Source organism: Mucilaginibacter pineti, assembly GCF_900101875.1.
In the GTDB taxonomy this organism is placed as follows: Bacteria; Bacteroidota; Bacteroidia; order Sphingobacteriales; family Sphingobacteriaceae; genus Mucilaginibacter; species Mucilaginibacter pineti.
On the sequence record NZ_FNAI01000014.1, the window covers coordinates 1 to 25,895 of the forward strand.

General features: G+C 43.7%; 15 protein-coding genes and 1 tRNA gene. 9 read left to right on the forward strand and 7 right to left on the reverse strand.

What is annotated here, in order from left to right; genetic code table 11:
* Nucleotides 1-95: 95 nt before the first annotated feature.
* From BLS59_RS23920 to BLS59_RS23930, 3 genes are all read right to left on the reverse strand, one after another.
* Nucleotides 96-2,450: a GH92 family glycosyl hydrolase gene (locus BLS59_RS23920; protein ID WP_240315328.1), complete on the reverse strand. Its 2,355-nt coding sequence runs from the start codon at nucleotides 2,448-2,450 to the stop codon at nucleotides 96-98.
* A 133-nt stretch (nucleotides 2,451-2,583) separates the two neighbouring features.
* Nucleotides 2,584-5,136, reverse strand: a complete 2,553-nt coding sequence (locus BLS59_RS23925; RefSeq protein ID WP_091153438.1) for a glycoside hydrolase family 38 C-terminal domain-containing protein — start codon at nucleotides 5,134-5,136, stop codon at nucleotides 2,584-2,586.
* Between the two features lie 4 nt (nucleotides 5,137-5,140).
* Nucleotides 5,141-6,529 (reverse strand): SGNH/GDSL hydrolase family protein, encoded by a 1,389-nt coding sequence (locus tag BLS59_RS23930; RefSeq protein ID WP_091153443.1) that lies wholly within the window; start codon nucleotides 6,527-6,529, stop codon nucleotides 5,141-5,143.
* A gap of 267 nt (nucleotides 6,530-6,796) precedes the next feature.
* Here BLS59_RS23930 and BLS59_RS23935 point away from each other — a divergent pair, with 267 nt between their 5' ends.
* Nucleotides 6,797-7,903 (forward strand): acyltransferase family protein, encoded by a 1,107-nt coding sequence (locus tag BLS59_RS23935; protein ID WP_091153446.1) that lies wholly within the window; start codon nucleotides 6,797-6,799, stop codon nucleotides 7,901-7,903.
* A 144-nt stretch (nucleotides 7,904-8,047) separates the two neighbouring features.
* Here BLS59_RS23935 and BLS59_RS23940 read toward each other — a convergent pair.
* Nucleotides 8,048-8,121 (reverse strand) — tRNA-Arg (locus BLS59_RS23940).
* A 112-nt stretch (nucleotides 8,122-8,233) separates the two neighbouring features.
* The gene (locus tag BLS59_RS23945) at nucleotides 8,234-12,388 is read right to left on the reverse strand and encodes a two-component regulator propeller domain-containing protein (protein WP_091153449.1); all 4,155 of its coding nucleotides are present in this window, start codon (nucleotides 12,386-12,388) and stop codon (nucleotides 8,234-8,236) included.
* Between the two features lie 452 nt (nucleotides 12,389-12,840).
* Here BLS59_RS23945 and BLS59_RS23950 point away from each other — a divergent pair, with 452 nt between their 5' ends.
* From BLS59_RS23950 to BLS59_RS23960, 3 genes are read left to right on the forward strand one after another with little or no spacing between them, the layout of a single operon-like run.
* Entirely contained in the window at nucleotides 12,841-13,650 is an 810-nt protein-coding gene (locus BLS59_RS23950) for an MlaE family ABC transporter permease (protein WP_091153453.1), read from the forward strand.
* Between the two features lie 9 nt (nucleotides 13,651-13,659).
* Nucleotides 13,660-14,433 carry an ABC transporter ATP-binding protein gene (locus tag BLS59_RS23955; RefSeq protein WP_091153456.1) on the forward strand — a complete coding sequence of 258 codons (774 nt, stop codon included), beginning with the start codon at nucleotides 13,660-13,662 and terminating at the stop codon, nucleotides 14,431-14,433.
* A 19-nt stretch (nucleotides 14,434-14,452) separates the two neighbouring features.
* Complete coding sequence (locus tag BLS59_RS23960) at nucleotides 14,453-15,442, forward strand: MlaD family protein (protein WP_091153460.1); 990 nt, start codon at nucleotides 14,453-14,455, stop codon at nucleotides 15,440-15,442.
* Between the two features lie 301 nt (nucleotides 15,443-15,743).
* On the opposite strand, the gene bglX is transcribed toward BLS59_RS23960, so the two are convergent.
* Nucleotides 15,744-18,053 carry a beta-glucosidase BglX gene (gene bglX / locus BLS59_RS23965; protein WP_091153463.1) on the reverse strand — a complete coding sequence of 770 codons (2,310 nt, stop codon included), beginning with the start codon at nucleotides 18,051-18,053 and terminating at the stop codon, nucleotides 15,744-15,746.
* A 228-nt stretch (nucleotides 18,054-18,281) separates the two neighbouring features.
* Complete coding sequence (locus BLS59_RS23970; protein WP_091153467.1) at nucleotides 18,282-18,518, reverse strand: hypothetical protein; 237 nt, start codon at nucleotides 18,516-18,518, stop codon at nucleotides 18,282-18,284.
* A gap of 150 nt (nucleotides 18,519-18,668) precedes the next feature.
* Here BLS59_RS23970 and BLS59_RS23975 point away from each other — a divergent pair, with 150 nt between their 5' ends.
* From BLS59_RS23975 to BLS59_RS23995, 5 genes are all read left to right on the forward strand, one after another.
* Complete coding sequence (locus tag BLS59_RS23975) at nucleotides 18,669-20,543, forward strand: M1 family metallopeptidase (RefSeq protein ID WP_091153470.1); 1,875 nt, start codon at nucleotides 18,669-18,671, stop codon at nucleotides 20,541-20,543.
* A 261-nt stretch (nucleotides 20,544-20,804) separates the two neighbouring features.
* A complete protein-coding gene (locus tag BLS59_RS23980; RefSeq protein WP_091153473.1) occupies nucleotides 20,805-21,854 on the forward strand; it encodes a sterol desaturase family protein in 1,050 nt (349 codons plus the stop codon).
* A 58-nt stretch (nucleotides 21,855-21,912) separates the two neighbouring features.
* Nucleotides 21,913-22,257: a winged helix-turn-helix domain-containing protein gene (locus BLS59_RS23985; RefSeq protein ID WP_091153479.1), complete on the forward strand. Its 345-nt coding sequence runs from the start codon at nucleotides 21,913-21,915 to the stop codon at nucleotides 22,255-22,257.
* Between the two features lie 313 nt (nucleotides 22,258-22,570).
* Nucleotides 22,571-24,574: a TonB-dependent receptor plug domain-containing protein gene (locus BLS59_RS23990; protein WP_091153481.1), complete on the forward strand. Its 2,004-nt coding sequence runs from the start codon at nucleotides 22,571-22,573 to the stop codon at nucleotides 24,572-24,574.
* Nucleotides 24,575-24,740: 166 nt separating this feature from the next.
* Complete coding sequence (locus BLS59_RS23995) at nucleotides 24,741-25,892, forward strand: cytochrome-c peroxidase (protein WP_091153486.1); 1,152 nt, start codon at nucleotides 24,741-24,743, stop codon at nucleotides 25,890-25,892.
* Nucleotides 25,893-25,895 lie beyond the last annotated feature (3 nt).

The window sequence follows — 25,895 nt, forward strand, 5'->3', positions numbered from 1 at the left end:
ACCTTTCACCTTTCACCTTTCACCTTTCACCTTTCACCTTTCACCTTTCACCTTTCACCTTTCACCTTTCACCTTTCACCTTTCACCTTTCACCTTTACTCCACTCCCCAACTTTTGTTTGGTTTATCTCCCATGGTTAGCTCAAGCGTTCCGCCTGCGGCTATATCTTTGTAATCCAGGTAGCATTTGTTGTAAGTTTTACCGTTAAGCTTTGCGCTTTGGATATAAACATTTGCTGCAGAGTTATTTGCCGCTGTAATGGTAAATGCAGTTCCTTTGGCATATTTAGGATCCAGCCGCATAACTACTTTATTAAATACCGGACTGGTAATTTCCTGCCTTGTATCGCCGGGGCAAACCGGGTGGATCCCGCTGGCTGCCAGCACATACCAGGCCGACATCTGACCAACATCTTCATTACCCACCAGGCCCTCTACAGCATTAAAATAAGCACGACTGCAAATTGCCCTGCTCCATTCCTGGGTAAGCCAGGGCGCACCGGCACGATTAAACAAGAAGGGAACATGATGTACAGGCTCATTGGCGTGGTTGTAGTAATCGTTCCAGGTCATGTTTTTGGGTGTTTTTTCAAACAGGTTGCTGAGGTCGGCAATTACTTTGTCTTTACCGCCCATAACCTCAATCATCCCCTTAACATCCTGTGGTACAAACCATCCCTGTTGATAAGGGTTGCTTTCTATAGTACCGTACCACTGTTTGGTACGTGCCGAATCTGGCCAGGCCTGCCAGTTACCGTTATCATCCTTGGGTCTGAACCAGCCTTTTTCCGCATCAAATATATTTCTGTATGCCTGGCCGCGTTTGGTGTATTTATCCGCGTCGGCAGTTTTACCCAGCCATTTAGCCAATTGGCCTACGCACCAATCAGTATAAGCATACTCCAGGGTGTACGATATGCTTAGGCTGCCACCTGTAAAACCTTTGTCGCCGTTGCCAAATTTTTCAACAGAACCTACAGATAATGCATAAGCCTTGGATACATCAAAATTCCTGATTCCTTTGGCGTAGGCATCTGTTATTACAGATACCGCCGGATTACCGATCATACAACCGCTGTAGGCATTCATAAGTTCCCAGCGTTCCAGGTAATCTTTTTTCTTTTCGCCCGCCAGCGTAACCAGCGAGTTTACCATATCATTCACCAGTGAGGGGTTGATAATGGTTTGCAGCGGCATCTGGCTCCGGAATACATCCCAGCCGCTAAATATAGTGCGCTTATTAAAGCTGGTAGTTTGATGCGCCACACCATCACCGCCGGGATATTTGCCATCTACATCGCTGATGATGCGCGGATCAATCATGGTATGGTACAGGGCAGTGTAGAATACTGTATTTTGCTCTTTGCTGCCACCTTCAACGCTTATTTTAGACAGCGCCTTATTCCATGAAGCTACCGCCTTTTGGTGGATGCTGTCAAAATTCCAATCCTTAATTTCGGCATTGAGGTTACTTTTTGCTCCCGCGATGCTCACAAAAGAGATGCCTGTTTTAAGCAAAACCTGTTCATTGTGATGCGTGGCAAATTGGGTATAAAAACCAAGGTGTTTGCCTTGTTTCTCCTTAATGCCTTGCATTATTTCGGCACCGGCAATCTTATCCTGGTATTTGGCGCTTGCTACATCATCAAGTTTACGGCTCCAATCGGCAGGGATATCGGCGCTCCAAACGCCATAGTCTTTCAGGGGCTTGCTAAATTGCGCGTAAAAATAAACGGTATAATCGGCCTGGCCATCGCCGTTGCCCCATCCTCCCCCATCCGGAGTACATTTCATATAACCCTGGATGGTATAGTCGTCCACAACTTTTACATATTGCAGTGTTGATGTACCGCCAACCCGTCGGGCCAGATCTATCTGGATGCGTGATTGCGCATTTTGCTGGAAGGTAAACCGGAGTATGCCGCTGCGCTGGGTTGCCGTCATTTCGGCTTTGATGTTATTGTCTGTAAGCAAAACACTATAATAACCGGCCGATGCCTTTTCGCTCTTTTTGTCGTATTTAGACCGGTAACCATCAACCGAACCATCTGCCTTACCGGCAATTGTTTTCAGCTTACCAGCTGTAGGCATCACCAAAAAGTTACCCAGATCACCATACCAGCCTATACCGCTCATCTGCGTCATAGCGAAACCTTCAATACTGGTATGCTCATAGCTGTAACCAGAACCATTATCGCCGCCTGTTATAGTATTTGGACTAACCTGCACCATGCCGTAAGGCGTAGTTGCGCCCGGAAATGTTTTACCCAAGCCGTGATAAGCACCGGCTGCAACCTCATTACTGCTTGCACCTATAAGTGGATTTACGTAACTTGCGTAGCTTTGTGCCTTTACCAATAGCGTACCCGCAGATAACGCCATAGTTAACAACACGGTAAAACATTTTTTACCCGGTAAAGCCATAAAAGCAAGCTGTTTATTAATAGTCATTTTATAATACTGATGGTTATAGAAAGATCTGGTTTTGCAACTGGATTATTAACGTCCAAATTAGGTATTAAAATCGATTTAGCAAATTTTAGTTTAATTTTTTTAAGAGCGGTTTTCCGTCTGAATATGCTGCTTATTTCACGTTGCTGAGCCTTATGGTACGGATTCCAAACCGGGGAATAGCAATATTTACCGCGTTTTGTTTTGAAGAGGCTTTGTTTAGCTGTAATGCCTGCCTTTCCCTCCCATCCAATTCTATCAGCGTAGCCTTATCTGCATTGAAATTGAAAGCAACGTTGATACTTTTGGACGCACCCGCGTTAAACAGCCGCACTTGCATATCGTCACCTTCAAGCTGTACAGATGTAATCTCTACATTACTATCCGAAACTTTTATTAACGACCCGCCAGGTTTTGAGGCGACTTTGCCAGTGTTTACAATGAGCGGTTCATTCCATTTAGTACCCGCGGCCCAGATGCCGGCTTTATCCCATTTGCCGCTGTGCGGTATCAGGGCGTAGTGAATTTCGGTCGGCCCATCGATAGTATAATTTTTGCCCCATAAACCCATGCCAGAATACTGAATATCCAGTCCAAGCGGGTAATTTTCGCCGTGGGTATAACTGGTGGTATGGTCGGTAAATAAAGTCATGCCGTATTTATCGTTATCGCCGGTAACATCTACCCAAGTATGGATCACATTGTTTTTAATACTGTCCCAACGGGTAAAAAAGGTATTGCCGAGTTTACTTTCGGTTACATCAAAAGGAGCGTTCTTGTAAACTTTTTGATGTTTGAGATTTAGCGGGAACAGCGCCAACAGCTTATTACGATCGTCATAAAACGGTTTATGCGTAAGTTCCCATTTGTAGGTTCCGGGCTTGGTATCTTCCCCTATGCCGGGATTGCCTTTCCAATCGATATTCAATTTTATGTCGATACGGGGCTGGCCTTCATTTAGCGTAAGTGTTTGGGTATAATTATTTCCGCCAATCAATCCGCTAACAGCCACCTTAATACAAAGCGGACCATTTTCTATAATGTCGATTTTAGCAGGCTGATCTTTGCTCGATTTAAAACCGCCATCATTATAAAAGTTACCTCTTAATTCGTTAAAGCCCCGGGGATCATTTTTATCTACAAATTCCCTGTTGCCTATCGTTTTCGCTATCAGACTTTTAATTATACCACCATGTGCTGGGTCAATTATTACATTATACAGGTCTGTTTCGAGCCGGTAATTCCCATTGGGTAGTTTGCTGATATGCGCACCTTTAACCCTGGTTTGTTGTATTGTTTTAAGCTGATAAACCGAATATCCCATTGCCGGAACCGCTGCTTTGAAAGTTATTTGATTACTGTTAATTGCCTGTACGATAATCTGCTTTCCATTACTGTTAAAAACGCCGGTTGTGGCCGGATTGTATCTGGCTGGCAGATCGTAAACAACCGCCTCGGAACGGCTAACGCTTAGGGTATTGTACACGGTAATATAATCGTCGTTATTGCTTTTTGTTGCTACGCGGATAATGCTGTCGCTTTTATGATTTGTAAACGCCGTCCAGCTGTTAACTTTGTCGGCCCAGGTATCGCCGGGTTTACCGTTGTAGGGTACAATCCAGCAATCGTGGTGCTGCGATAGTAAAAGCGTACGCCATGCGGCATCAAAATCGGCCTGCGGGTAGGTTTTGTTATTGCAGACCTTAGCTATCGCGGCCATTTTCTCGGCGCTCACTATCTTATTTTCGGCCTCCCGTACCCTTTGCGCAATCCGCTGGGTAACTTGGGAACCCCATACCAAACTCACCTGGATATCCTCCTGTGATACTTTCCAATCCTGCCGGGCATCGCCTTTGGCTACATTGGCAAAGTAGTTGCGCCAGGTGGTATAAATGCTATGGATACCATCTTTATCGCCATTGCCAATAAATGGGCCACCTTTCCAGCCGGCATCCTGCAGCGTCATGCCTATGGGATGTTTAATGCCATCGGCATAGGCGGCTTTAATATAATCTGCAGAATTTTGCCAGGCTATGGTTTGCCATGTTGATTTGGGCGCCAGTTGCTCAACCGCGTAACGCGGCGAAGTAATGATTGCCGTTCCATCGGGCCCTATCCAGTTTACCAATTCGCCGCTATGCCCGCGGGTGTACCCACCAAAACAGGTATTAGGATTTTTTAGCGAGGCGTATTTAAAACCAAACGAGGTAAGTACCTGCGGCAAGGCACTGGTAAAACATGGCTCTTCAGACGAATAGGAGGTAAAAGCAGCCTCCGGAAAATGTTCTTTTATCTTTTTAATCCCATAACTAAACTGGCGAATGATACTCTCGCCCGAGATATTGTACATATAACTTTGGGCGTAAGCCGGGTTCACATATTCAATTCTTCCGTTAAGGGATTGATCAGCAAACAGAGCTTTCAGATCGGCATATGCGGTTGGGTCAACTACCTGGGCCCTGTCCCAGGTTTCGGGTTCCAGTTCGATGTTTATCTTCCAGTCGGGATGTTTTTTGAGCATATCTACCATAAAACGGGTATTCCAGTCAGGATAATGCCCCCAAATTCCGCCATGGTAACCATCAATATACCAGGCATTTTGTGCTTGGGTATTTAGCGTGCAAAACGTTAGCACTAAAACAGTCAGCAGGCAGTGGAAAACACGGATGCGGGTAAGAAGTGTCATTAATTTATTTGGATTGGGTTATTTCAATACGGTGCGTTACCGGCTTGTTTATGGCATAAAGCTGATTGGTGAGCAAAACAATTTCCTGAGCCCAGGCATCGCGCACGCTTTTGAACCGGGCTTTTTGATAGGTAGGAACGGTAACCGCTACAAAAAAATCTTTCCGCGCATATTTCTGTAACGAATCTACAGTTGCGTCGCCATCATTGAACAGCAAGCCTTTGGGTTTAAGGATGGAGTAATGAATCCAGTAATACTCGCGCAGTCGGCGCTCAATTTCCCAGCGCTCCTCATTAATGTGCATAATGGCCAGTGCCTGCTGATACTGCGGCGTGTTTTTCAACAGCGCCATATTAATACCGGCGGCATATTCATCTGCCGACCAGTTGCCTATTACTTTACCATCAATTTTCAATGTGTAATTGCCAGCAGTTAAGCCTTTAACAAGCAGCAGTTCCTGGTTAAACTCATCTGTAAAAGATATCAGCTTTAAAGCATCAGCCTGTGACCTGGCCGGCTTGCCGAAACCACCGGGTATCGTATCTGTAGGATAAGGCAATGAGTTGGCCAGGTAATTAAACTTCACTGCGTTTTTTGTAACGCTCAATAAGGATATTTTGCAATTATCTGCAATTAAGGGCTGCTTACTGTTTACCGCTAAAGCTACCTCGCTTACTTTTTTACCGGCCAAACCCTGTGCCTTTAAAAACAAGTAGGCCATTACCATTTGCCCATCGTTTGTGGGATGAATCCGGTCGTTACCCTCCATGGTAAAGGTAGAATCCTTTTGTTGCTGGCTTTGATTGATGGCCGTCATAGGGGTATTCAAATCAATGAAGTTCCAACCGTTGCTTATAGCCGTGCTTTTTTGTTCGACAACTATACGCAGCATGGCAGCATTTTTCCCCATCAGCGGAGTGGTTTTTATTTTGGACGTTTCATCATAAGGCGATGAACCTATCATGATTTTCCTAATTTCCGGATGCTGTTTCAGCTTCCCCGTTATCAAACCAAAACTTTTCAAAGCTTCGTTCACCTTAGCTTTATATGCCGAATCGGCCTGCGGGCCTTTGAGGTTTTGATAGCCGGTATCATTCATACCAAAGGTAAGCGTCATAACGGTGGGCTTTTTTGCAAATGCATCGCCATCAAGGCGTTCATACATTTGCCGGGCTATGTCGCCGCCAATGCCGGCGTTAAAAACCTCCATTCGCCGGTTGGGAAAGTGTGTGATATAATACAGCCAGATATAGGAATGGTAATGCCCGCCATCGGTAATGCTGTTACCCATAAATACTACCCTATCGCCCTGTTTAAACGGTTGGATGCTTTGCGCACCCGCATTGCAGGCAAATACACCACTCATGAGCAAAGCACAAAAAAACTTTTTCATTAAACCGGAAGTAAAAATTGAATTTACGCTAAATTGATTTAGCAAATAAATGCGAAATAAATTGTTTTAACAAATTATTGGAGATAAAAATTATTATAGCACTTTGGTTTGCTAAATCGATAATAGTTCCTGGCTATCAATTGCCCTGAAAGAGCGATATATATTTTTCCTGGTTTGCGGTCCGGCATTATCCAACCGGGCTTACAATGCATTTTTTTTATAATTTGCGTCAGTTTTAATTTATAGTTTGTATATCCAATTTTATTAATGAACAATAACGAACTGGCCACCAAGCCACACTATCCTATATTAGACGGTCTCCGCGGTGTTGCGGCCATAATTGTTGTAACCTTCCACCTGTGCGAGCCATTATCAACAAGTAATTTAGATAAACTCGTCAATCATGGTTACCTGGCTGTAGACTTTTTCTTTTTATTATCTGGCTTTGTGATTGGTTATGCGTATGACGACCGCTGGCAAAAAATGACCGTTGGCAATTTTTTTAAACGCCGTATCGAACGTCTTCAGCCAATGGTGGTTTTGGGGATGACCCTTGGTGCTATCGGATTCTATTTTACGGATTCTACGTTATGGCCCCTCATTCATACTGTTCCTGTTTGGAAGATGCTGCTGGTGATGCTGATCGGTTATACTATCCTGCCCGTTCCATTGTCGCTTGATATACGTGGCTGGGAAGAGATGCACCCCCTGAATAGTGTGGGATGGTCATTGTTTTTTGAATACATTGCCAATATTCTTTATGCCGTCTGGATCAGGAAATTTTCTAAAACGGCATTAGCTATACTGGTAGGTATAGCTGCTATCGCGCTGGCACACCTTGCAATCACAAACGGCGATGTTAGTGGCGGCTGGACACTTAATGTACAACAGGTACGCATTGGGTTTACCCGTACCATGTACCCTTTCTTTGCCGGCCTGTTACTCTCGCGTATAGCAAAACCAACCCAAATTAAAAATGCCTTTTTATGGTGTAGTCTTTTAGTAGCTATTGTACTTTACATGCCGCGCATTGGCGGCGCTGAGCATGTTTGGATGAACGGCATCTATGAGTCTGTTTGTATCATCATCGTTTTCCCACTTATAGTATATATTGGCGCCAGCGGCCTAATGAAAACTCAAAGAGAGAACAGGATATGCAAATTTTTAGGTGATATATCCTATCCGCTTTACCTGGTACATTACCCGCTGGTATATTTTTACGTTGCCTGGATCAGTAATAATAAAGGCGTAACCATTGTACAAGCCTGGCCCTATGCCTTGCTTATTTTAACAGGTGCCATAGTTTTGGCCTATGCCGCATTGAAATGGTACGATGAACCAGTTCGCAAATGGTTGCGGAAAAAGCTTGCGTAGTATCTCAAATCCTTTCGGACATCGAACCTTATTTTAACCAAGATAGGCAGTGATTTATAAGTTTTGGGAATGATAAACTTTTTATGGCCTTTTGCAGATAACAAAAAAGCCTTTCTGATATCTCAGAAAGGCTTCAATTATAGGTGATCCCATCTGGATTCGAACCAGAGACCTACAGATTAGAAATCTGTTGCTCTATCCAGCTGAGCTATAGGACCAACGCGTTTTTCGCGGTGCAAATATGCAAATTTATACCGAAATAATCAATCTAAAATTGTTATTTGATTATGGTTTAGCGCACAAATATTAAAATCATCGCCGTTTAGTTACTTAATCTTCCTCTTCAGCAACGCTTTCCAGGTATTTGGATGGGATGCTGTTGAATTCGGCTTTAAAGGTGCGTACAAAGTATTTCTGGCTTTTGAAGCCTACTTTGTGGCAAATTTGGGATATGGTAAGGTGTCCGGTTTCCAGCAGTTGCGCGGCCCGTTTAAGGCGCATGGAGCGCACCAGTTCATTCGGAGTTTTACCGGTCATCTGCAGTATTTTTTTGTAGAGGGTGTAGCGGCTCACATACATGTCGCTGCTTAGTTCTTCAACCGAAAAATTGGGGTTTGAGATATTGTTATCTATCAGCAGCAGCACCTTTTTAATAAACAGTTCCTCCGGCGAATCGATATGCTCGTCGGTTGGTTTCACATCAACCTGTTTTTGGTAGGTTTTGCGCATATCCTCCTGCTGGTTGAGGATATTTTTGATCTTTGATAGCAGGATCTCGAAATTAAATGGCTTGGTCATGTAATCCGTAGCGCCGGTTTCAAGGCCTTTAAGCTGTTGCTCTTCGCCGGTAAGTGCTGTTAACAATATCACTGGGATATGTGATGTACGAGAATCATTCCTGATCTTGAGGCATAGGTCTATCCCATTCATTTCTGGCATGCTTATATCGCTTACTATTAAATTGGGGTGTTGAGCCAATGCCTTCTGCCATCCTTTTTTACCATTCTCGGCCTCAATAATATTAAAGGCATCCTTCAGGTTATCCTTAATATAAAATCGAAAATCTTCATTATCCTCAACTAATAAAATGGTAGCTTTTTTGCCGTCGCGGTTTTCTTTAGGCTGATTGTTTTTTGCGGGTTCGGTATCGTTCAAAAACTCATCGTCATGATCTAACAGCAAAGGTGCATCGGTAAACAGTTCTGCTGTTAACTCCTGCAATGGCAGCAGCACGGTAAAACAGCTGCCCATGTCGGGCTCGCTTTCAAGGGTTATTTCACCATCATGCAAGCGCACAAACTCTTTGGTTATTGATAAACCTATGCCACTCCCCTGGTTAAGCATAGAGCCGGGAATATCGTGCTGAAAAAACGGTTCAAACACCTTGTCTTGCTTATCGGCAGGAATACCGATGCCACTATCCATCACCCTAATCTCCAAAAGCCTGCCGCCTGCACCGGCTTGGTTTTTAAGGCTCAGTAACACACTCACCTGCCCGCCCTCGTGCGTAAATTTATAGGCGTTGGAAAGCAGGTTGAACATGATGCGCTCAATTTTATCATGATCAAATGAGGTATTGAAATTTTTAACGTCGGTATCAAATACAAACCTGATGCCCTTTTGATCGGCCACATCGGTAAACGACATAGACAGGTCACGGATAAAATTGATGATATCGCCCGGACGTTTGTGCAACTTCAATTCCTGGTATTCCATTTTCCGAAAATCCATCAGTTGGTTTACCAGGTTGAGCAACCGGCGGGCATTGCGGTTGATCATGAGCATTTGCCGGCGCGAATCTGAATCGGTCATTTGTTTCAGGATCTTATCAACCGGTGCCAAAATAAGCGACAGCGGTGTACGGAACTCATGGCTTACATTGGTAAAGAATTTGATCTTCATCAAATCCAGATCATGCATGCGCTGGGCTTCTTCACGTTCTTTTTCAATAGAGAATTGAGCCCGTATCTTTTGAATACCACGGCGGCGGATGTAAAGCAACGCCCCTATAAAGACAACCGCGTACAGCAAATACGCCCATATCGTTTTCCAAAACGGCGGCAGGATAGTTACATGCAGCGTAATTTCCTTGCTGTTCCAAAACTCATTATTCAAGGGTCGTACTTTAAATGTGTAGTCGCCGGCATCAAGGTTAGTATAGGTGGCCTTGCGTATTTTATTATCGGCAGTTATCCAGCCTTTGTCAAAGCCCTGCATGGTGTATTGCAGTTTAATTTTATCGGGATTAAAATAGTTAAGCGCCGCAAACTCTATCGAAAACACGTTGTCATTATGCCTCAATTCTACCGCCTGCGTTTCTGTAATTGATTTCGGGAGAATCACCTTACCATTTACAGTATCACCTGCGCGAACACTTTGGTTAAACACTTCAAAATCGGTAAATACAAGCTTGGGCACCGTTTTGTTCGACCGGATATCTGCCGGTCTGAACATATTAAACCCATTACCGCCGCCAAAGATCAGCTGGCCCGAGCGGGTTTTGTACGACGAGTTTTCGGTAAACTCCCAGCCCTGTAAACCCTCTGTTTCGGTATAATTCACAAAGCCGAACTTTAAATTACCCGCCGCGCCCGATACGATGATGTTCGACAAACCATTCGGGGTGCTTACCCACATATTGTGCTGCTCATCCTCCTGGATGTCTATCACCGTATTATCGGGCAGGCCATCCTGTTTTACAATACTGCTAAACTTGCCGGTTGCCGGGTTAAAAATGCTGATACCATCGCGGGTGCTTACCCATATAAGCCCGCGGCTATCTTGTAGTATGTTGTTGGTGTTGTTATTTACAATACTTCTTGGATCTTTATCATTGTGTACATAATGTACAAAGCGATGAGTTTTGTACATCAGCACATCGATACCAAAGGAGGTTACTACCCAAAGGTTCTTATCCTTATCACACATGAGGGCGCTCACGTAGTTGGAGCGAACGGTATTCTCGGCATTATTACCGTTAGATTTATAATTGATGAACTGCTGGGTTTTGCGGTTAAACATATTTAGCCCGCCCGAGAGCGTGCCCACCCATAAATTATGATCAGCATCCTCGCGTATGGCGCAGATCCTGTCTTCGGAGATGCTCCCCGGCAGGGCATCATTATGGCGGTAATGGGTAAATGTTTTACCATCATAACAGTCCAGCCCGCCAAAATAGGTACCTATCCAAAGCTTTTGCTCATGGTCGATATACATACATACCACCACATTATTGGTAAGGCTGTTGGTGTTGGTAGTACTATGCAGGTATTGTTTAAACGTGCCGTTCTTTGGGTTAAACAGCACCAGCCCTCCCCCATTTGTACCCAGCCATATGTTACCGGCCTTGTCCTCGGCAAAATTATTTATATCGCTAAAAGGCAAACTCAACGGATCGGAAGCATGATGGGTATACAACGGAAACTTGATGATGCTTTCGTGGTAATAGCTTAAACCGCGTTTATAGGTACCTAACCATATAATCCCAGTATCGTCCTTATAAAGCACGGTAATGCTGTTTTGGCCTACGGTTTTAACATCGTCCTCACGGTTAAGCAGGTAGCGGATGGTGAAGTTTTGCTTGTTCAGCAGGTTGATGCCGCCATGGTCTGTTGCTATCCACATGCGGTTCTTATCGTCCTGTATCAGGCTGGCTACCACATTAGTATTCAAATGGGTGGTGCCATTTCCTTTATCGATATGATTTAAAACCTTTGTTTGGGCATTAAAATAGTACACACCCGATGAATACGACGGCACATAGCTCCAAACATCGTCCTGCTTATCAATATAAACCTTGTACGAGCTGTTTAAACCCAGGGGTAATTTTTCCAGCTGCAGATGGTAGTTAACTTTATTGGTTACCGGATTAAGCTGTTCCAACACCCCATTGCTATACACCAGCCAAATGTTTCCTTTGGAATCAACAGAAAGATCAGACACCTTGTTGCTGTAGATGGATGCGCTATCGGCATAAACACGAATCACATGCGTTGTTTTATGCTGTGCAGCATTGTATTTATACACCCCCTTTGTGGCATGCAGAAACCAAAAGTTGCCAAAACTATCTTTTTTTAATGCCGAGATCTTTGAACCGGGAATATCGATACTATTGAGATAACCGGTAATATTATGGCTGAATTTTTCGGTAGCGGGGTCGTAAATATTGAAGCCGTTGCGGGTTTCTACCCAAATTTTATTGCCGGGGCCTTCGGTAAGGTTAATGATATAATCGTCATTTAAAGTGGTGGTATCGTTAAAAGAATGTTTGTATACTTTAAACTTATAGCCGTCATATTTATTTAATCCCGAGAGTGTGCCAAACCACATAAACCCCTTGCTATCCTTCAATATAGCGTTTACCTGGTTATGCGAAAGCCCGTTGTTTATATCCAGGTGCGAAAATTGAAACTGATCGTTTTGTGCCCTTAAAATGAGGCTTGTAAAAAGCATCAAAAAGCAGGCTATCAAAATTTTACACTTCATTAACTATATATTTTGGGGCGCAATTGTGGTAAATAAATTATAACACTTAGGTTTGCACGCAATTGAGTTTTAAACTTTTAACCAAAACGGTCAAAAACTTTAAATTCAATAAACTGTTTGTTAACATCAGTGCTACGGAAGCGGGTATCTTTGTGGTTTAAATTGGTTGTATCAAATGTACCTGCAATACGAGGTAAGATATAATACTTTTTTGACTTTTTTTAATTTGATATTAACTAAAAAGCTATTAATCACTATAAAATCATAATAAAATAGTTAACGCTTATAATACTTTTATTTCAGCCAAAACAAATAGACGGCCTGCCCGAATAGGTAAGATTTATTAAGAACGGGTAAAAATAACGCTATAATATCTTCGCCGGCAAACAATCAACGCCGGGTTATTGTATTTAGCAGCATTACACACTATAACACAATACTATATCTGTTTAATGGATACAGCAGAAAACACAACCGTAGCTATACGCAAAAAAAATTCAAAGCTTAAACAAAGTGTGCTGGATTTTTTTGTATCGTTGTACAACATAAATCAGTTCATCCTCCGCTTTTTTAAGGAAGCCTTTGTGCCGCCTTTTGAACTTAAAGAAGTAATGCGCCAGTGCTACGAGGTAGGCGTACGTTCCTTCACGCTGATATCTGTAACGGGTTTTATTGTGGGGCTCATATTCACCAAGCAATCCCGGCCTTCCCTATCCCAGTTTGGTGCCGAATCTTGGTTGCCGTCATTGGTATCCATTGCTATTATGCGGGCTTTGGCCCCGTTGGTTACAGCGCTTATTGCATCGGGCAAGGTGGGTTCAAGTATTGGTGCCGAGCTGGGTTCCATGCGCGTAACTGAACAGATTGACGCTATGGAGGTATCGGGCACCAAACCCTTTAAATACCTGGTGTGCACACGGGTACTTGCAACCACCATCACTATACCCATTTTAGCAACTTATACCGGCTTTGTAGGCCTTGTTGGGGGATATTTAAATGTAAGTATGAACGAAGGCACCAGTTGGACGGCCTTTATGGAGCAGGTATTTGAGCCGCTGGCTTTTACAGATTTTGTGGCATCGCTTGTTAAATCAATAGTGTTTGGTTTTACTATAGGTATTGTGGGCTGCTACCAGGGCTATAACTCAAACAAAGGTACCGAGGGCGTGGGTAAAGCGGCTAACGGCGCAGTGGTTACCGCTATGTTCCTGGTGTTTATTGAAGAAATTATTATTGTGCAGATGACCGGCTGGTTCCGATAATCGAAGTATATGGAGAAGGCAAAAGTAAAGGTAGATCATACAAACCCGGTTATCAGCATCAGGGGTCTCGAAAAATCTTTTGAGGATTATGCCGTGCTACGCGGTATCGACCTTGATTTGTACCAGGGCGAAAACCTGGTAGTACTTGGTCGCTCGGGTACGGGTAAATCTGTACTGATCAAGATCATCTCGGGCCTGTTACGGCCGGATAAAGGTGAGATAACCGTACTGGGCAAAAACATAGCGCATATTACCGATAGGGAATTGCAGGAACTGCGCATCCGGATAGGATTTTCTTTTCAGAACAGTGCTTTGTATGATAGTATGACCGTACGTAAAAACCTTGAGTTTCCGCTGGTGCGCAACCGTAAGGGTATTACCCGTAAGGAGATTGATACCAATGTAGAAACTGTATTGGATGCTGTTGGCCTTTCGCAAACTATTAACCAGATGCCGTCTGAACTTTCGGGCGGGCAGCGCAAGCGTATCGGCATAGCACGTACCCTGATCCTTAACCCCGAAATTATGCTGTATGATGAACCCACTGCGGGCCTTGATCCGATAACCTGCATCGAGATCAATGACCTTATAAATGAGGTTCAGCAACGTTTTAATACCTCATCCATCATTATTACGCATGACCTTACCTGCGCCAAACAAACCGGCGACAGGATAGCCATGCTGCTGGAAGGGCAGTTTCAGCGCACCGGCACTTTCGACGAGGTGTTTGATACCAACGACAGCCGGGTTAAACCATTTTTTGATTATAATTTTATAAAATAAAAGACATTACACCATTATCATGGATACTTCAGAAAATAGAAAAGCAATCATAGTAGGGATATTTCTGGCGCTTGGCCTGGTAATATTTATACTGGGCGTATTCACGCTTGGCGGCCAGCAAAAAAGCTTTGTAAAAAACATCCACATCAGCTCGGTTTTTGACGATGTTGCCGGGTTAAAAAAGGGCAACAACGTTTGGTTCTCGGGCGTAAAGGTGGGCACCATCAGCAATGTAAAGTTCATTGGTTCATCGCAAGTACGGGTGTATATGAATATTGACGAGGCTACGCAGCAGTACATCCACCGCAATGCAGGTGCAAAGATCAGTTCTGACGGATTGATAGGAAACAAGATAATTGTAATTGATGGCGGTAGTCCGCAGGCACCCGTGGTACAGGATGGTGATGTTTTGCAGGCCGAAAAAATGCTATCAACAGATGATATGCTAAAAACCTTGCAGGCGAATAACAAAAACCTGCTATCTATCACCACTGATTTTAAGGAGTTAAGTCACCAGATTTTAGCGGGCAAAGGAACAGTAGGCGCATTAATGGCTGATAGTAACATGGCCCTGCAACTAAAAAGCGCGATGCGCAACCTGCAGGCCACCACCCAAAGTGCAGCCCGCATGGCCATACAGCTTGATAATTTTAGCAGTAAAATGAATACCAAAGGCGGCTTTGCCGATAAGCTGCTCACCGATACAACTAACTTTAACCGTATAAGCCAGGCAGTGGCGCAGCTGCAAAAAGCGGCCAGCAACGCGTCGACTTTAACAGACAATCTTAACAAGGCCAGCAACAAACTAAACACAACAGATAACGCTATCGGTGTTTTGCTAAACGACCCTAAAGGCGCGGTGCAGGTGCAAAGCACACTTAACCTGCTGCAGCAAAGTTCTGTTAAACTAAACGACGATTTAGAAGCCGTGCAACATAACTTTTTCCTCCGCGGATTTTTCAAGAAAAAGGAAAAAGCCAAGGCCGATAGTTTGAAAGGGAAACAATAAATAGTAGAGCGGGGCCTGTCACCCTGAGCTTGTCGAAGGGTTGCGCGGACAGGCCTTTGCCCACAATGCTTCGACAAGCTCAGCACGACATCTTTTTTTATAATTCGTTATATGCGGCTAAAGACTTACGAGATTTTTAAAACTTCGTAAGTCTGGAATCTAAACGGTTAAAACAAAAAAATGTCATTCTGAGCGATAGCGAAGAATCTATTATGCGGCTTGCATGTCGGCGATTAGATTCTTCGCTATCGCTCAGAATGACAAAGTTTATTTTTTCATTATGAATAACAACCTGCCTGCCCTATTTCCCCCACCATACCGAAGCCTGGTGCGTATCTCTTGAATTGGTGCCAATTTGTACAATAAAGCCGCCGGGTTCCCAATCGTATTTTAGCTGGGTGTTATAAAACTTCAAATCTTCTGTAGTTATAGCGAAGGATACTTCCTTTTGCTCACCGGGTTGCAGGCTGATCTTTTTAAAGTTTTTCAGCTCCTTAACCGAACGGCTAATGCTCGCCACCGGATCGCTGATATAAAGTTGTACCACCTCTTCGCCCGCATATTTACCGGTGTTGCTTACGGTAACCGTAGCAGTAAGGGTTTCGTTGCCTTTAAGTTTGGTTTTGCTCAATTTAACATCGCCATAACTAAAAGTAGTATAACTTAAACCATAGCCGAACGGATATAACGGATCATTTGAAATATCAAGATAGTTTGATTTAAACTTTGTTGGGCCACTGGTATATGGTCTGCCCGTGTTTTTGTGGTTGTAGTAGATGGGAATTTGCCCAACACTGCGCGGGAAGGTAGCCGTGATCTTTCCGGCCGGGTTATAATCGCCAAACAGTACATCGGCAATGGCGTTGCCCGCTTCGGTGCCGGGAGCCCAAACATCCAATATGGCGCTGGCATGTGCATCTTCCCAGGTAAGCGTAAGCGGCCTGCCGTTGAACAGTACAATAACCAGCGGTTTACCTAATTTGGCCAGCGCCTTCAGCATATTTTTCTGGCTTTCTGGAATATCGATATCCGAACGGCTTGACGACTCGCCCGACATACTTTGCGACTCACCTACAACAGCCACAATTACATCTGATTTTTTGGCGGCGTCTACCGCATCCTCAATCAGCTCGTCAACCGGTTTTTTATCAAGCGTAACCAATTGCTGGCCAAAGTAATTAAGGCGTTCCATAAAGGCTGCATCGTCGGTAATGTTTGCTCCTTTGGCGTAGTTTATCTTTACGTTATCGCCTACCAAATTTTTGATACCCTGCATTACGCTGATGGATTTTTGCCATTCGCCGGCAACTACCCAGGTACCCAGCATATCGCGCTGATTATCGGCCAGCGGACCAACCAATGCTATACTGCCCCCCTTTTTAAGCGGCAGGGTTTGCGCATCGTTCTTCAACAATACAAATGAATGCTTGCTGATATTACGTGCCGCAGTACGGTTTTCGGCAGATAAAACTTCTTTTGACTCTTTGGCTTCATCCATTGATTTATATGGATTATCAAACAAGCCTAATTTATATTTAGCCTCCAGTACCCTACGGCAGGCCAAGTCAATTTCGGCCCTGGTTACCTTTCCTTGCGCCAGTGATTTTTTAAGGGTAAGTAAAAAGCCCTCGCCAACCATATCCATATCCAACCCGGCCTTTAACGCCAATGCCGATACCGTTTGCAGATCGCCCAATCCGTGCGATTCCATTTCATTTACGGCTGTATAATCAGATACCACGAAGCCTTTAAAGCCCCATTGTTTGCGTAATACATCGGTCAGTAACCATTGGTTACCTGTTGCGGGGATGCCATCAACCGTATTAAACGAGCTCATAAAGCTGCCTGCACCGGCATCAACTGCAGCCTTGTAGGGTGGCAGGTAATCCTGGTACATTTTAATGCGGCTCATATCAACGGTATTGTACTCCCGGCCTGCTTCGGCACCACCGTATAGCGCAAAGTGTTTTACGCAGGCCATAACGGCATCATTGCTTTTCATGCTGCTGCCCTGGTAGCCGTGTATCATAGCCTTGGCAACCTGTCCGCCATACCAGGGATCTTCGCCCGATCCTTCAGAGATCCGGCCCCAGCGTGGGTCGCGGGCAATATCAACCATTGGCGAGTACACCCAGTTAAGTCCTTCGGCAGTGGCTTCCTTAGCGGCAATTTGTGCCGATTGCTTGATCAGCCCCAGATCCCAGGTTGCTGACATCCCCAGCGGAATAGGGAAAATAGTATGCTGACCATGGATCACATCCAATCCAAAAATAAGCGGGATGTGCAGCCTTGTATTTTTAACGGCAATATCCTGAATTTCGCGGGTATTTTTAACACCCCAAATGCCGAACACACCGCCAATGGCACCCTGTTTCATTTTTTCTTCAACTCCCTTATTTACTACCGAGCCGGTTGTTGCCGCGCCAATGGTTACCAGGTTAAGCTGCCCTATTTTTTCGTCAAGGGTCATCTTAACCATAAGGCCGCTAACAAAGGTGTTCATTTTGGCATCTTCGCTTTTGATTTGAGCCGATGCTTTTTCAAAGGGGACCAGCACTACGCAAAGCGCAACAGCCCCGGCAATAAACTGGATTGAAAAAAACTTGTTCATCTTTTTAATTTAGATTGAAGGAATAAAAATACTTTCAGGAATTTCCTGTTTAATAATTGGTTATCATGCGCCACAAAAAATCATGGTGTATAAAGTACACAATTGTAATTATTAAAATCAAATAATCAAAGCACTATTAAAAATAGTATCAGGAAGTGTCAAAAGCGTATTACCTATCGCTTTAAATTGAGGAAAGTTATTGGCGTTGTTTAAGGCGGGGGAAAGCGATTACTCGGCTTCGTATTCCAGTTTTACCTGTATATGCAGGTCTTCATTCATTTTGGCAAACTGGCGCGGGTTGCGGGTAAAATCGGGATCTGTATCCATATACATATTGGTTATCCTAACCACTTCGGGGTGTTTGTCGGTACCAATATTGTAGGTAAGGCCGCTGCCGCTTTCCAGGCTTTGTTTCAGTTCAAGGTATTGCTTGCCTGTAATCATGATCATTTTTTCTGCAGTCATCGCGTTATGTTATAATTGGTATACAATACAGGTTAAAGATGGTTTTACAGGGCGACAAAATATGTCAAAATCACCAATTGGCTATGCACATCTGGTTTTGCCTGCTGTTTATTATATTTACGTCAAATATAACTGATATAATTTCGCTTAATGAGCAACATTAAAAAATTACTGCCCCTGGTTTTACTGTTGGGCAGCATTATGGCATCGGCACAAACCACCTTACCCATAGCCGTAAACCTACAAAATACATACAAAAAAGGTACACGCAGCACCAGCGGCGCACCGGGCAAAAACTACTGGCAAAACACAGCCAATTACACCATAAAAATAAATTTCGACCCTAAAACACGTAACCTAACCGGTACTGTGGGTATCGATTATACCAATAACAGTCCGGATACGCTTAAGCAGATCCTCTTTAAGCTTTACCCCAATTTTTACCAAAAAGGAGCTATTCGCGATATGCCCGTTAAAGCGCAGGACCTTACCGACGGCGTAAATATCAAATCCATCAGCATGGATAACAAGTTGCAGGACACCACCAACCGCCGTATCGACAATACCAATATGAACCTTAAAGTTGAACCTGTTAACCCAAAACAAACGGTACATTTTGATATTGCCTATAATTACACGCTCAACAAAACATCACACGTACGCACGGGGCAGGTTGATTCGGGCGCATTCTTTATTGCCTACTTTTTTCCGCGGATAGCTGTTTATGATGATATTGACGGATGGAACCAGTTCCCTTATATTGGCTCGCAGGAGTTTTACAACGATTTTTGTCATTTTAATGCAGAGATCACCGTTCCCGGCGATTACCAGGTATGGGCAACCGGCAACCTTAAAAATGCCGATGCTGTTTACAATGATAAATACGTTAAGCTGATAAACCAGGCTGGCCAAAGTAACGAGGTAACGGATATTGTTAACGAAGCTGACTTAAAAGCCGGCGATATCACCAAAAAGAATGCCACCAACACCTGGAAATTTGAGGCCGACAGCGTTACCGACATTGCCCTGGCTACCAGCAATCATTATATATGGAAAGCATCCAGCCTGGTGGTTGATCCAAAAACCGGCCGACGTACGCGTGTTGACGCGGTGTTTAACCCGGCGCATAAAGATTATTTTTCGGTGATCAACTACGCCCGTAAAACGGTGGAGGCGATGAGCTACCAGTTTCCTAAATGGCCTTATCCTTATCCGCATGAAACGGTATTTGACGGACTGGACCAAATGGAATACCCAATGATGGTGAACGACAACCCGGTTGAAAGAGTAGAGGACGCTATTGAACTTACTGACCATGAGATCTTTCATACCATGTTTCCGTTTTATATGGGCATCAACGAAACCAAATATGCCTTTATGGACGAGGGCTGGGCAACCATTGGCGAATGGCTGATAAGCCCGATCATTGACCCAACTATTTTAGACCCCTATGGTGTCGACGCGGTTAACATCTCTGCCGGTACCGAGCAGGATGCTCCCATCATGACGCTCACACCCGGGCTTACCGGTATTGCAAAGTTTACGGATAACTACCCCAAACCGGGTCTGGGTTATCTTTACTTAAAAGACCTGCTGGGCGATGAACTGTTTACCAAAGCGCTGCATAACTACATTAGCCTATGGCATGGCAAACATCCTATGCCTTATGATTTTTTCAATTGTATAAACACTGGCGCGGGCATGAACCTTAATTGGTTTTGGAAAAGCTGGTTCTTTGATACCGGCATCCCCAATTTAGCGATAAGCAAAGTGGCCCATGTGCAGCAAAAATATACTGTTACTGTTACCATTACCAGCATCGGCAACAAACCGGTACCTGTTCACCTGAATGTATATTATACCGATGGCAGCAAACAACTGGTAAACCAAACCATGGCCTGCTGGGCAAAGGGCAACAAAACAACAACGGTAACATTCACCGCCAAAAAGCCCATCAAACAACTTGTCCTCGGTACTTTTTATGATGCCGATACCGACAAAACGGATAACGTTTGGAAGCCGTAAGTTTGGGGACTTTTAGAGCAAGGATATTGGGAGCAAGGACAAAGGAAAGGACTTTTAGAGCAAGGACATTGGGAGCAAGGACAAAGGACTTTTGGATAAAGGAACAATAAAAAGTTAACTTTTTATTGTTCCCTGGCGTTTATTCCTTAATTGTATACCACGTTTTTTTCTTTTTCAAAACCATTTTCCTACATTTATAAAATGATATTGTATGTACATAAGCACATAGCTATCAGTAACCAATTATAAATTTTCTTGAATATGGATTTTTTAAAAGAGCTGCTTAACCAGATCACCGGTTTTTTCAATTACGGCAATTTATTAAGCATCATAAAATCTGGCGATTACAGCAAACTGCTTACCTATGATGGTTTTGTAGCCCTATTGATACCGCTATTTCCGCTGTTCGTGGTAATAGAAATTATAAGGGCAGCTTTTTTCAGGCGTTTTAAGGTTATCCACTATAAACTCCCCTTCTTTTCTTATGTCCTTAACGCTGTTATCGGCAGGATGATCTCCTTTGCTATGATTGGCATTTGTATAGGTTTGTTTGAAAAACATGCTATTTTCCATACTACCTTTACCTGGTACTGGTTTATTTATGGTTATGTGGTTTGGGAGTTCGGACACTTTTTATACCATTACTGGGGGCATAAGGTAAGGCTGTTCTGGTGCCTGCACTCTACCCATCACGCGCCCGAAACCATGAACCTTTCCGTTAGCTACGCGCATTTCTTCTTGGAAGGCCCTTATGCAGATACCATCCGCACCACGGTTTGTATTTTGCTGGGTGTAAACCCGGCTATGCTATTCGTTATTATGTTTATTGATGGTTTCTGGGGAAGCTTTATCCATATTGGCGAAAACCTGATCAAGGATGCGCGACTGGGATTTTTAAACAATATACTGCTAACGCCATCGCACCATAGGGTACACCATGCCCGCAATCCCAATTACATGGATACCAATTTTTGTAACCTGCTGCCGATATGGGATAGGGCTTTCGGGACCTATTACGCCGAGGACCGCAGCATCCCGATTGAATACGGTATTAGTCGCCCGATGATAAAGAACAGCTTTCTGGATGCTTATTTTGGCGAAATTGTAGCCCTGGCTAAAGATGTTTACCGCGCACCCGGCATCGTCAACAAATTTATGTACGTGGTTATGCCTCCCGGCTGGAGCCATACCGGCGACCATAAAATGACCAGCGTTGTTAAAAAGAAATATTACGAAGACCTGGCCAGCAAAGAAAACCAGTTAACCAATACCGCGAAAGGTGCTAACGAAAACCAGGTATTAACCACATAAATTATCAATATATACCACCGGCTGTATTACTTTTGTTTTAATCAACTTTCAATACAGTATGAGCAAGCCAGTATTTAAACTTAACGGCCGGGTTTGGATAGAAACCAATAACGAAAAGATACTGGGTCACGGTCGTGTTGAACTGTTGGAACGCATCCAGGCTTCGGGTTCAATAAGGCAGGCTGCCTTACAAATGAAAATGTCATACAAGCAGGCCTGGGATCTGGTTAACCACATGAATGATATGTTTGAAACACCGGTAGTTACCTCCCAACGGGGCGGCAAAGGCGGCGGCAGCGCAGTGGTTACCGGGCATGGCGTAAAAGTTATTGAGCAATTTCATGCACTTCAAAAGAAATTACAGGAGTTTTTGGACGATAATCTCCACCTTATCCAGCTTTAGCAGCCGTTTCTAAGAAGCTGTCTAAATTTGATTTAAACTATTTGAGTATGCTATAAAATTCATTGCCGTTGACTAAAGTCAACGGAATAATGAGCAGAAAACGAGGGCTTTAGCCCAAATGTCGCTTGGATAATTGGGCTAAAGCCCATAATAATTCCTTTCAATACCGTTGACTAAAGTCAACGGCAATGAATAACTTTCGTTTTTAGACAGTCTCCAACATCTAAATAAATAATTAGTTGATTTTAAGTCTTTTTTACGCGTAAAAATTGCAGCTTTGCGTTATATAAATAAAAACATAACGAATTATTATATGAAGAAAACCTTACTTTCATTTATCGCGATTTCCACAACCTTAATTTTATCATCATCACTACTAAAAGCACAGGAAACCGATACCTCAAAACGTGTCTTTAAACTCGGACAGGTGAATATCCTGGGTACAAAGGATAGCTTGCGGGCAAATAAGCTTAATTCAGCTACCATAAACCGTTATAATCGCCTCACGGTTTCAAACGCGCTTAACTTACTGCCAGGCGTTTTTATGACAGCCGTTGGCCCCCGCAATGAGTCGGCGGTGAGTGTACGTGGTTTTGATGTACGCTCGGTTCCAATTTATTTGGATGGTGTGCCTTTATATGTGCCCTACGATGGCTATGTTGATCTGGCAAGATTCAACACCTTCAACCTGTCGGAAATTCAGGTGGCAAAAGGTTATTCCTCCGTATTGTACGGTCCGAATGCCGAGGGAGGTGCTATCAACCTCATTAGCCGCAAACCCGTAAAACCTTTTGAACTAAGCGCCGTTGCCGGTTATTTAAGCGGCGGTTACCGGCTCAATACCAATATAGGTTCAAACCTGGGTAAATTTTATTATGAGGTTTCGGCATCACAGTTAAAACGCAACTACTATCCCCTATCGTCAAAATTCACCCCAACAAAAAACGAAGATGGTGGGCACAGGGATAATTCCTACAACAACGATGTAGCAGTAAGCGGTAAAGTTGGCTTTACCCCAACAGCTTCACAAGAGTACGCCGTGGGGTATAGCTATCAGCATGGCACAAAAGGCACACCTGTTTACGCGGGCGACGATGCGGCAAACTCCCTGTTTAAAAGCCCCCGCTATTGGAAATGGCCAAACTGGGATACCCAAAGCATTTACCTGTTGAGCAACAACCGTATTAACAGCACCAACAGCATTAAAACCCGCTGGTATTATGATCAGTTTAAGAACAACCTGGCCAGCTATGATAATGCTTTGTACAATACCCAAACCAAGCCTTACGCCTTCACCAGCATTTATAACGATTACACTTTAGGCAGCAGCGTTATATTTGAAAACACATCAATAAAAGACAACAGCTTTAGCCTTGCCGGTCATTTTAAACAGGATGTACACCGCGAGCATAATGTTGGCGAACCTGTTCGCCGGGATGCTGACAACAACTTTACCGTTGGTGCCGAAGATACCTATCATTTCACTTCAGCATTTAAATTTAATGCCGGTTTAAGTTACATGAACAGGAAAAGTGTAGATGCTCAGCAATATACCAATGGCGCTATTACCAATTTGCCTGCAAACAGCAACAGCGCCTGGAACCTGCAGGGTTTGCTACAATATGATTTGGATAGCACCAATGCCGTTACCTTATCTGTAGCCCGTAAAACCAGGTTTGCAACTATTAAGGACAGATACTCTTACAAGTTTGGTACAGCTATCCCCAACCCTAACCTTAAAGCCGAGGATGCTTTGAATTATGATTTAAGCTACCATACATCTATAGCAGGCAAATTGTCATTACAGGCGTCTTTATTTTACAGCAAAATTAACAACAGTATCCAAACGGTTAACAATGTAGCTGTTGATCCTGTTACCCATGCCAACCAGGCCCAGGTACAAAACGTTGGCAAGGCCGAGTATTATGGTGCCGAATTTTCTGCGGGTTACGCCATTTTAGCGCAATTGCGGGTAGATGCCAATTACACCTATTTAAAACGCAAAAATATATCCAGTCCCAATATATTTTTAACAGATGTGCCGCAGAATAAAGTGTTTGGATCGGTACAATACAGCCCTATAAACAAATTGTACATTCTGGCATCTGAGGAGTATAATTCAAAAAGATACAGCACCAGCTACGGAACGGTATCGGGCGCATTTTATTTAAGCAATGTTAAGGCGCATTTAACCCTGGTTAAAGGTTTCGCTATTGAGGGCGGTGTAAATAACTTGTTCGACAGGAATTATACCCTTGTAGAGGGTTTCCCTGAAGAAGGCCGCAATTACTTTGCAAACGTAATTTTCAGCTACTAAAAAGCTGGCTATCCATGAATGGGTTACGAATTATAAAAGCTGTTGTCAAAGCAAATTCGTAACCCATTCTTCATGTGCAGCATTTTAAAACTCAATTTGCTATCCGGATAACAAATTGAGTTTTAACACATTTTATAAAATATCATTCTATTGATTAAATTTGTTGATGCTTAAGCGTACAAGGCAATATAAACCCCTAAAAAAATTACCTGTCGGCAAAGGTCGGATTGTGCTTGTACTGTTGTTTTTTGCTGTAGCCTTATCCGGCTGGGGCTACCTTAGCAACGGAGTTGAAACCGGCACCTACAATTTAGCTTATCCCGCTAACTTTGGTAATCGCATTAATATCCCGGCAGATAACCCAACCACAAAACAAGGGGTTTATTTAGGACGAATGTTGTTTTACGAACCTAAATTATCGGCCACAAATACCGTATCGTGCGCCAATTGCCACAAACAGGAAAAGGCTTTTACCGATGGTCTGCCGTTTAGTAAAGGCATTGATGAGGTGCTGACTACCCGCAGCTCCATGTCACTGGCCAACTTACTTTGGGCGCGCAAATTCTTTTGGGACGGGCGCGCCACCGGACTGGAGGTACAGGCAATGGTGCCACTCACCAATCCGCACGAGATGGGGCAATCGCTGGAAATTTCGGCCAAAAAGCTCAGTAAGGCACCGGGTTATCCAGCCCTTTTTAAATTAGTTTATGGCGATAAAAAAATTACTGGAGATAGGATAGTTAAGGCGATAAGCCAGTTTGAGCGTACGCTTATCTCATCCAATTCGCGCTATGATAAGTATTTAAACAATACCTATAAACCCACCGCCGAAGAAATGGACGGTATGCTTTTATTCAACAGCGATCCGCAGCCCGAGATTGGCATCCGCGGTGCTAATTGCGCGCATTGCCACGGCGGGGTTAAAAACTATATGGAGCTTTTTCATAACAACGGGCTCGATAGCATCCCTAAAGATGCAGGCATTGCCGAATTTACAGGTTTGGCTACAGATGAAGGTCGATTTAAAGTACCTACCCTGCGCAACATTGCTTTAACTGCCCCTTACATGCACGATGGCCGTTTTAAAACACTGGATGAGGTGCTGGATCATTACAGCGAACATATCCAGGAATCGGCAGGTTTGAGTACATTTTTGCGTAATGAATCAAATGAGCCCGGCGGCACATCCTTAAAACTTGAATATTACGAGAAAAAGGAGATCATCGCTTTCCTGAACATGCTTACCGACTCTACTTTTATAACTGACCCTGCCTTTGCCGATCCGCGTTTGCGACCTGCTCAGCATAGAAAAAGTTAATAC

What these genes read in the sequence shown, in the direction of transcription:
- BLS59_RS23960 (WP_091153460.1), top strand. Translation starts at nt 14,453, where the DNA reads ATGGATACTTCAGAAAATAGAAAAGCAATCATAGTAGGGATATTTCTG.
- bglX (WP_091153463.1), bottom strand. Translation starts at nt 18,053, where the DNA reads ATGAACAAGTTTTTTTCAATCCAGTTTATTGCCGGGGCTGTTGCGCTT.
- BLS59_RS23945 (WP_091153449.1), bottom strand. Translation starts at nt 12,388, where the DNA reads ATGAAGTGTAAAATTTTGATAGCCTGCTTTTTGATGCTTTTTACAAGC.
- BLS59_RS23995 (WP_091153486.1), top strand. Translation starts at nt 24,741, where the DNA reads ATGCTTAAGCGTACAAGGCAATATAAACCCCTAAAAAAATTACCTGTC.
- BLS59_RS23970 (WP_091153467.1), bottom strand. Translation starts at nt 18,518, where the DNA reads ATGACTGCAGAAAAAATGATCATGATTACAGGCAAGCAATACCTTGAA.
- BLS59_RS23950 (WP_091153453.1), top strand. Translation starts at nt 12,841, where the DNA reads ATGGATACAGCAGAAAACACAACCGTAGCTATACGCAAAAAAAATTCA.
- BLS59_RS23925 (WP_091153438.1), bottom strand. Translation starts at nt 5,136, where the DNA reads ATGACACTTCTTACCCGCATCCGTGTTTTCCACTGCCTGCTGACTGTT.
- BLS59_RS23935 (WP_091153446.1), top strand. Translation starts at nt 6,797, where the DNA reads ATGAACAATAACGAACTGGCCACCAAGCCACACTATCCTATATTAGAC.
- BLS59_RS23930 (WP_091153443.1), bottom strand. Translation starts at nt 6,529, where the DNA reads ATGAAAAAGTTTTTTTGTGCTTTGCTCATGAGTGGTGTATTTGCCTGC.
- BLS59_RS23980 (WP_091153473.1), top strand. Translation starts at nt 20,805, where the DNA reads ATGGATTTTTTAAAAGAGCTGCTTAACCAGATCACCGGTTTTTTCAAT.
- BLS59_RS23955 (WP_091153456.1), top strand. Translation starts at nt 13,660, where the DNA reads ATGGAGAAGGCAAAAGTAAAGGTAGATCATACAAACCCGGTTATCAGC.
- BLS59_RS23990 (WP_091153481.1), top strand. Translation starts at nt 22,571, where the DNA reads ATGAAGAAAACCTTACTTTCATTTATCGCGATTTCCACAACCTTAATT.
- BLS59_RS23975 (WP_091153470.1), top strand. Translation starts at nt 18,669, where the DNA reads ATGAGCAACATTAAAAAATTACTGCCCCTGGTTTTACTGTTGGGCAGC.
- BLS59_RS23985 (WP_091153479.1), top strand. Translation starts at nt 21,913, where the DNA reads ATGAGCAAGCCAGTATTTAAACTTAACGGCCGGGTTTGGATAGAAACC.
- BLS59_RS23920 (WP_240315328.1), bottom strand. Translation starts at nt 2,450, where the DNA reads ATGACTATTAATAAACAGCTTGCTTTTATGGCTTTACCGGGTAAAAAA.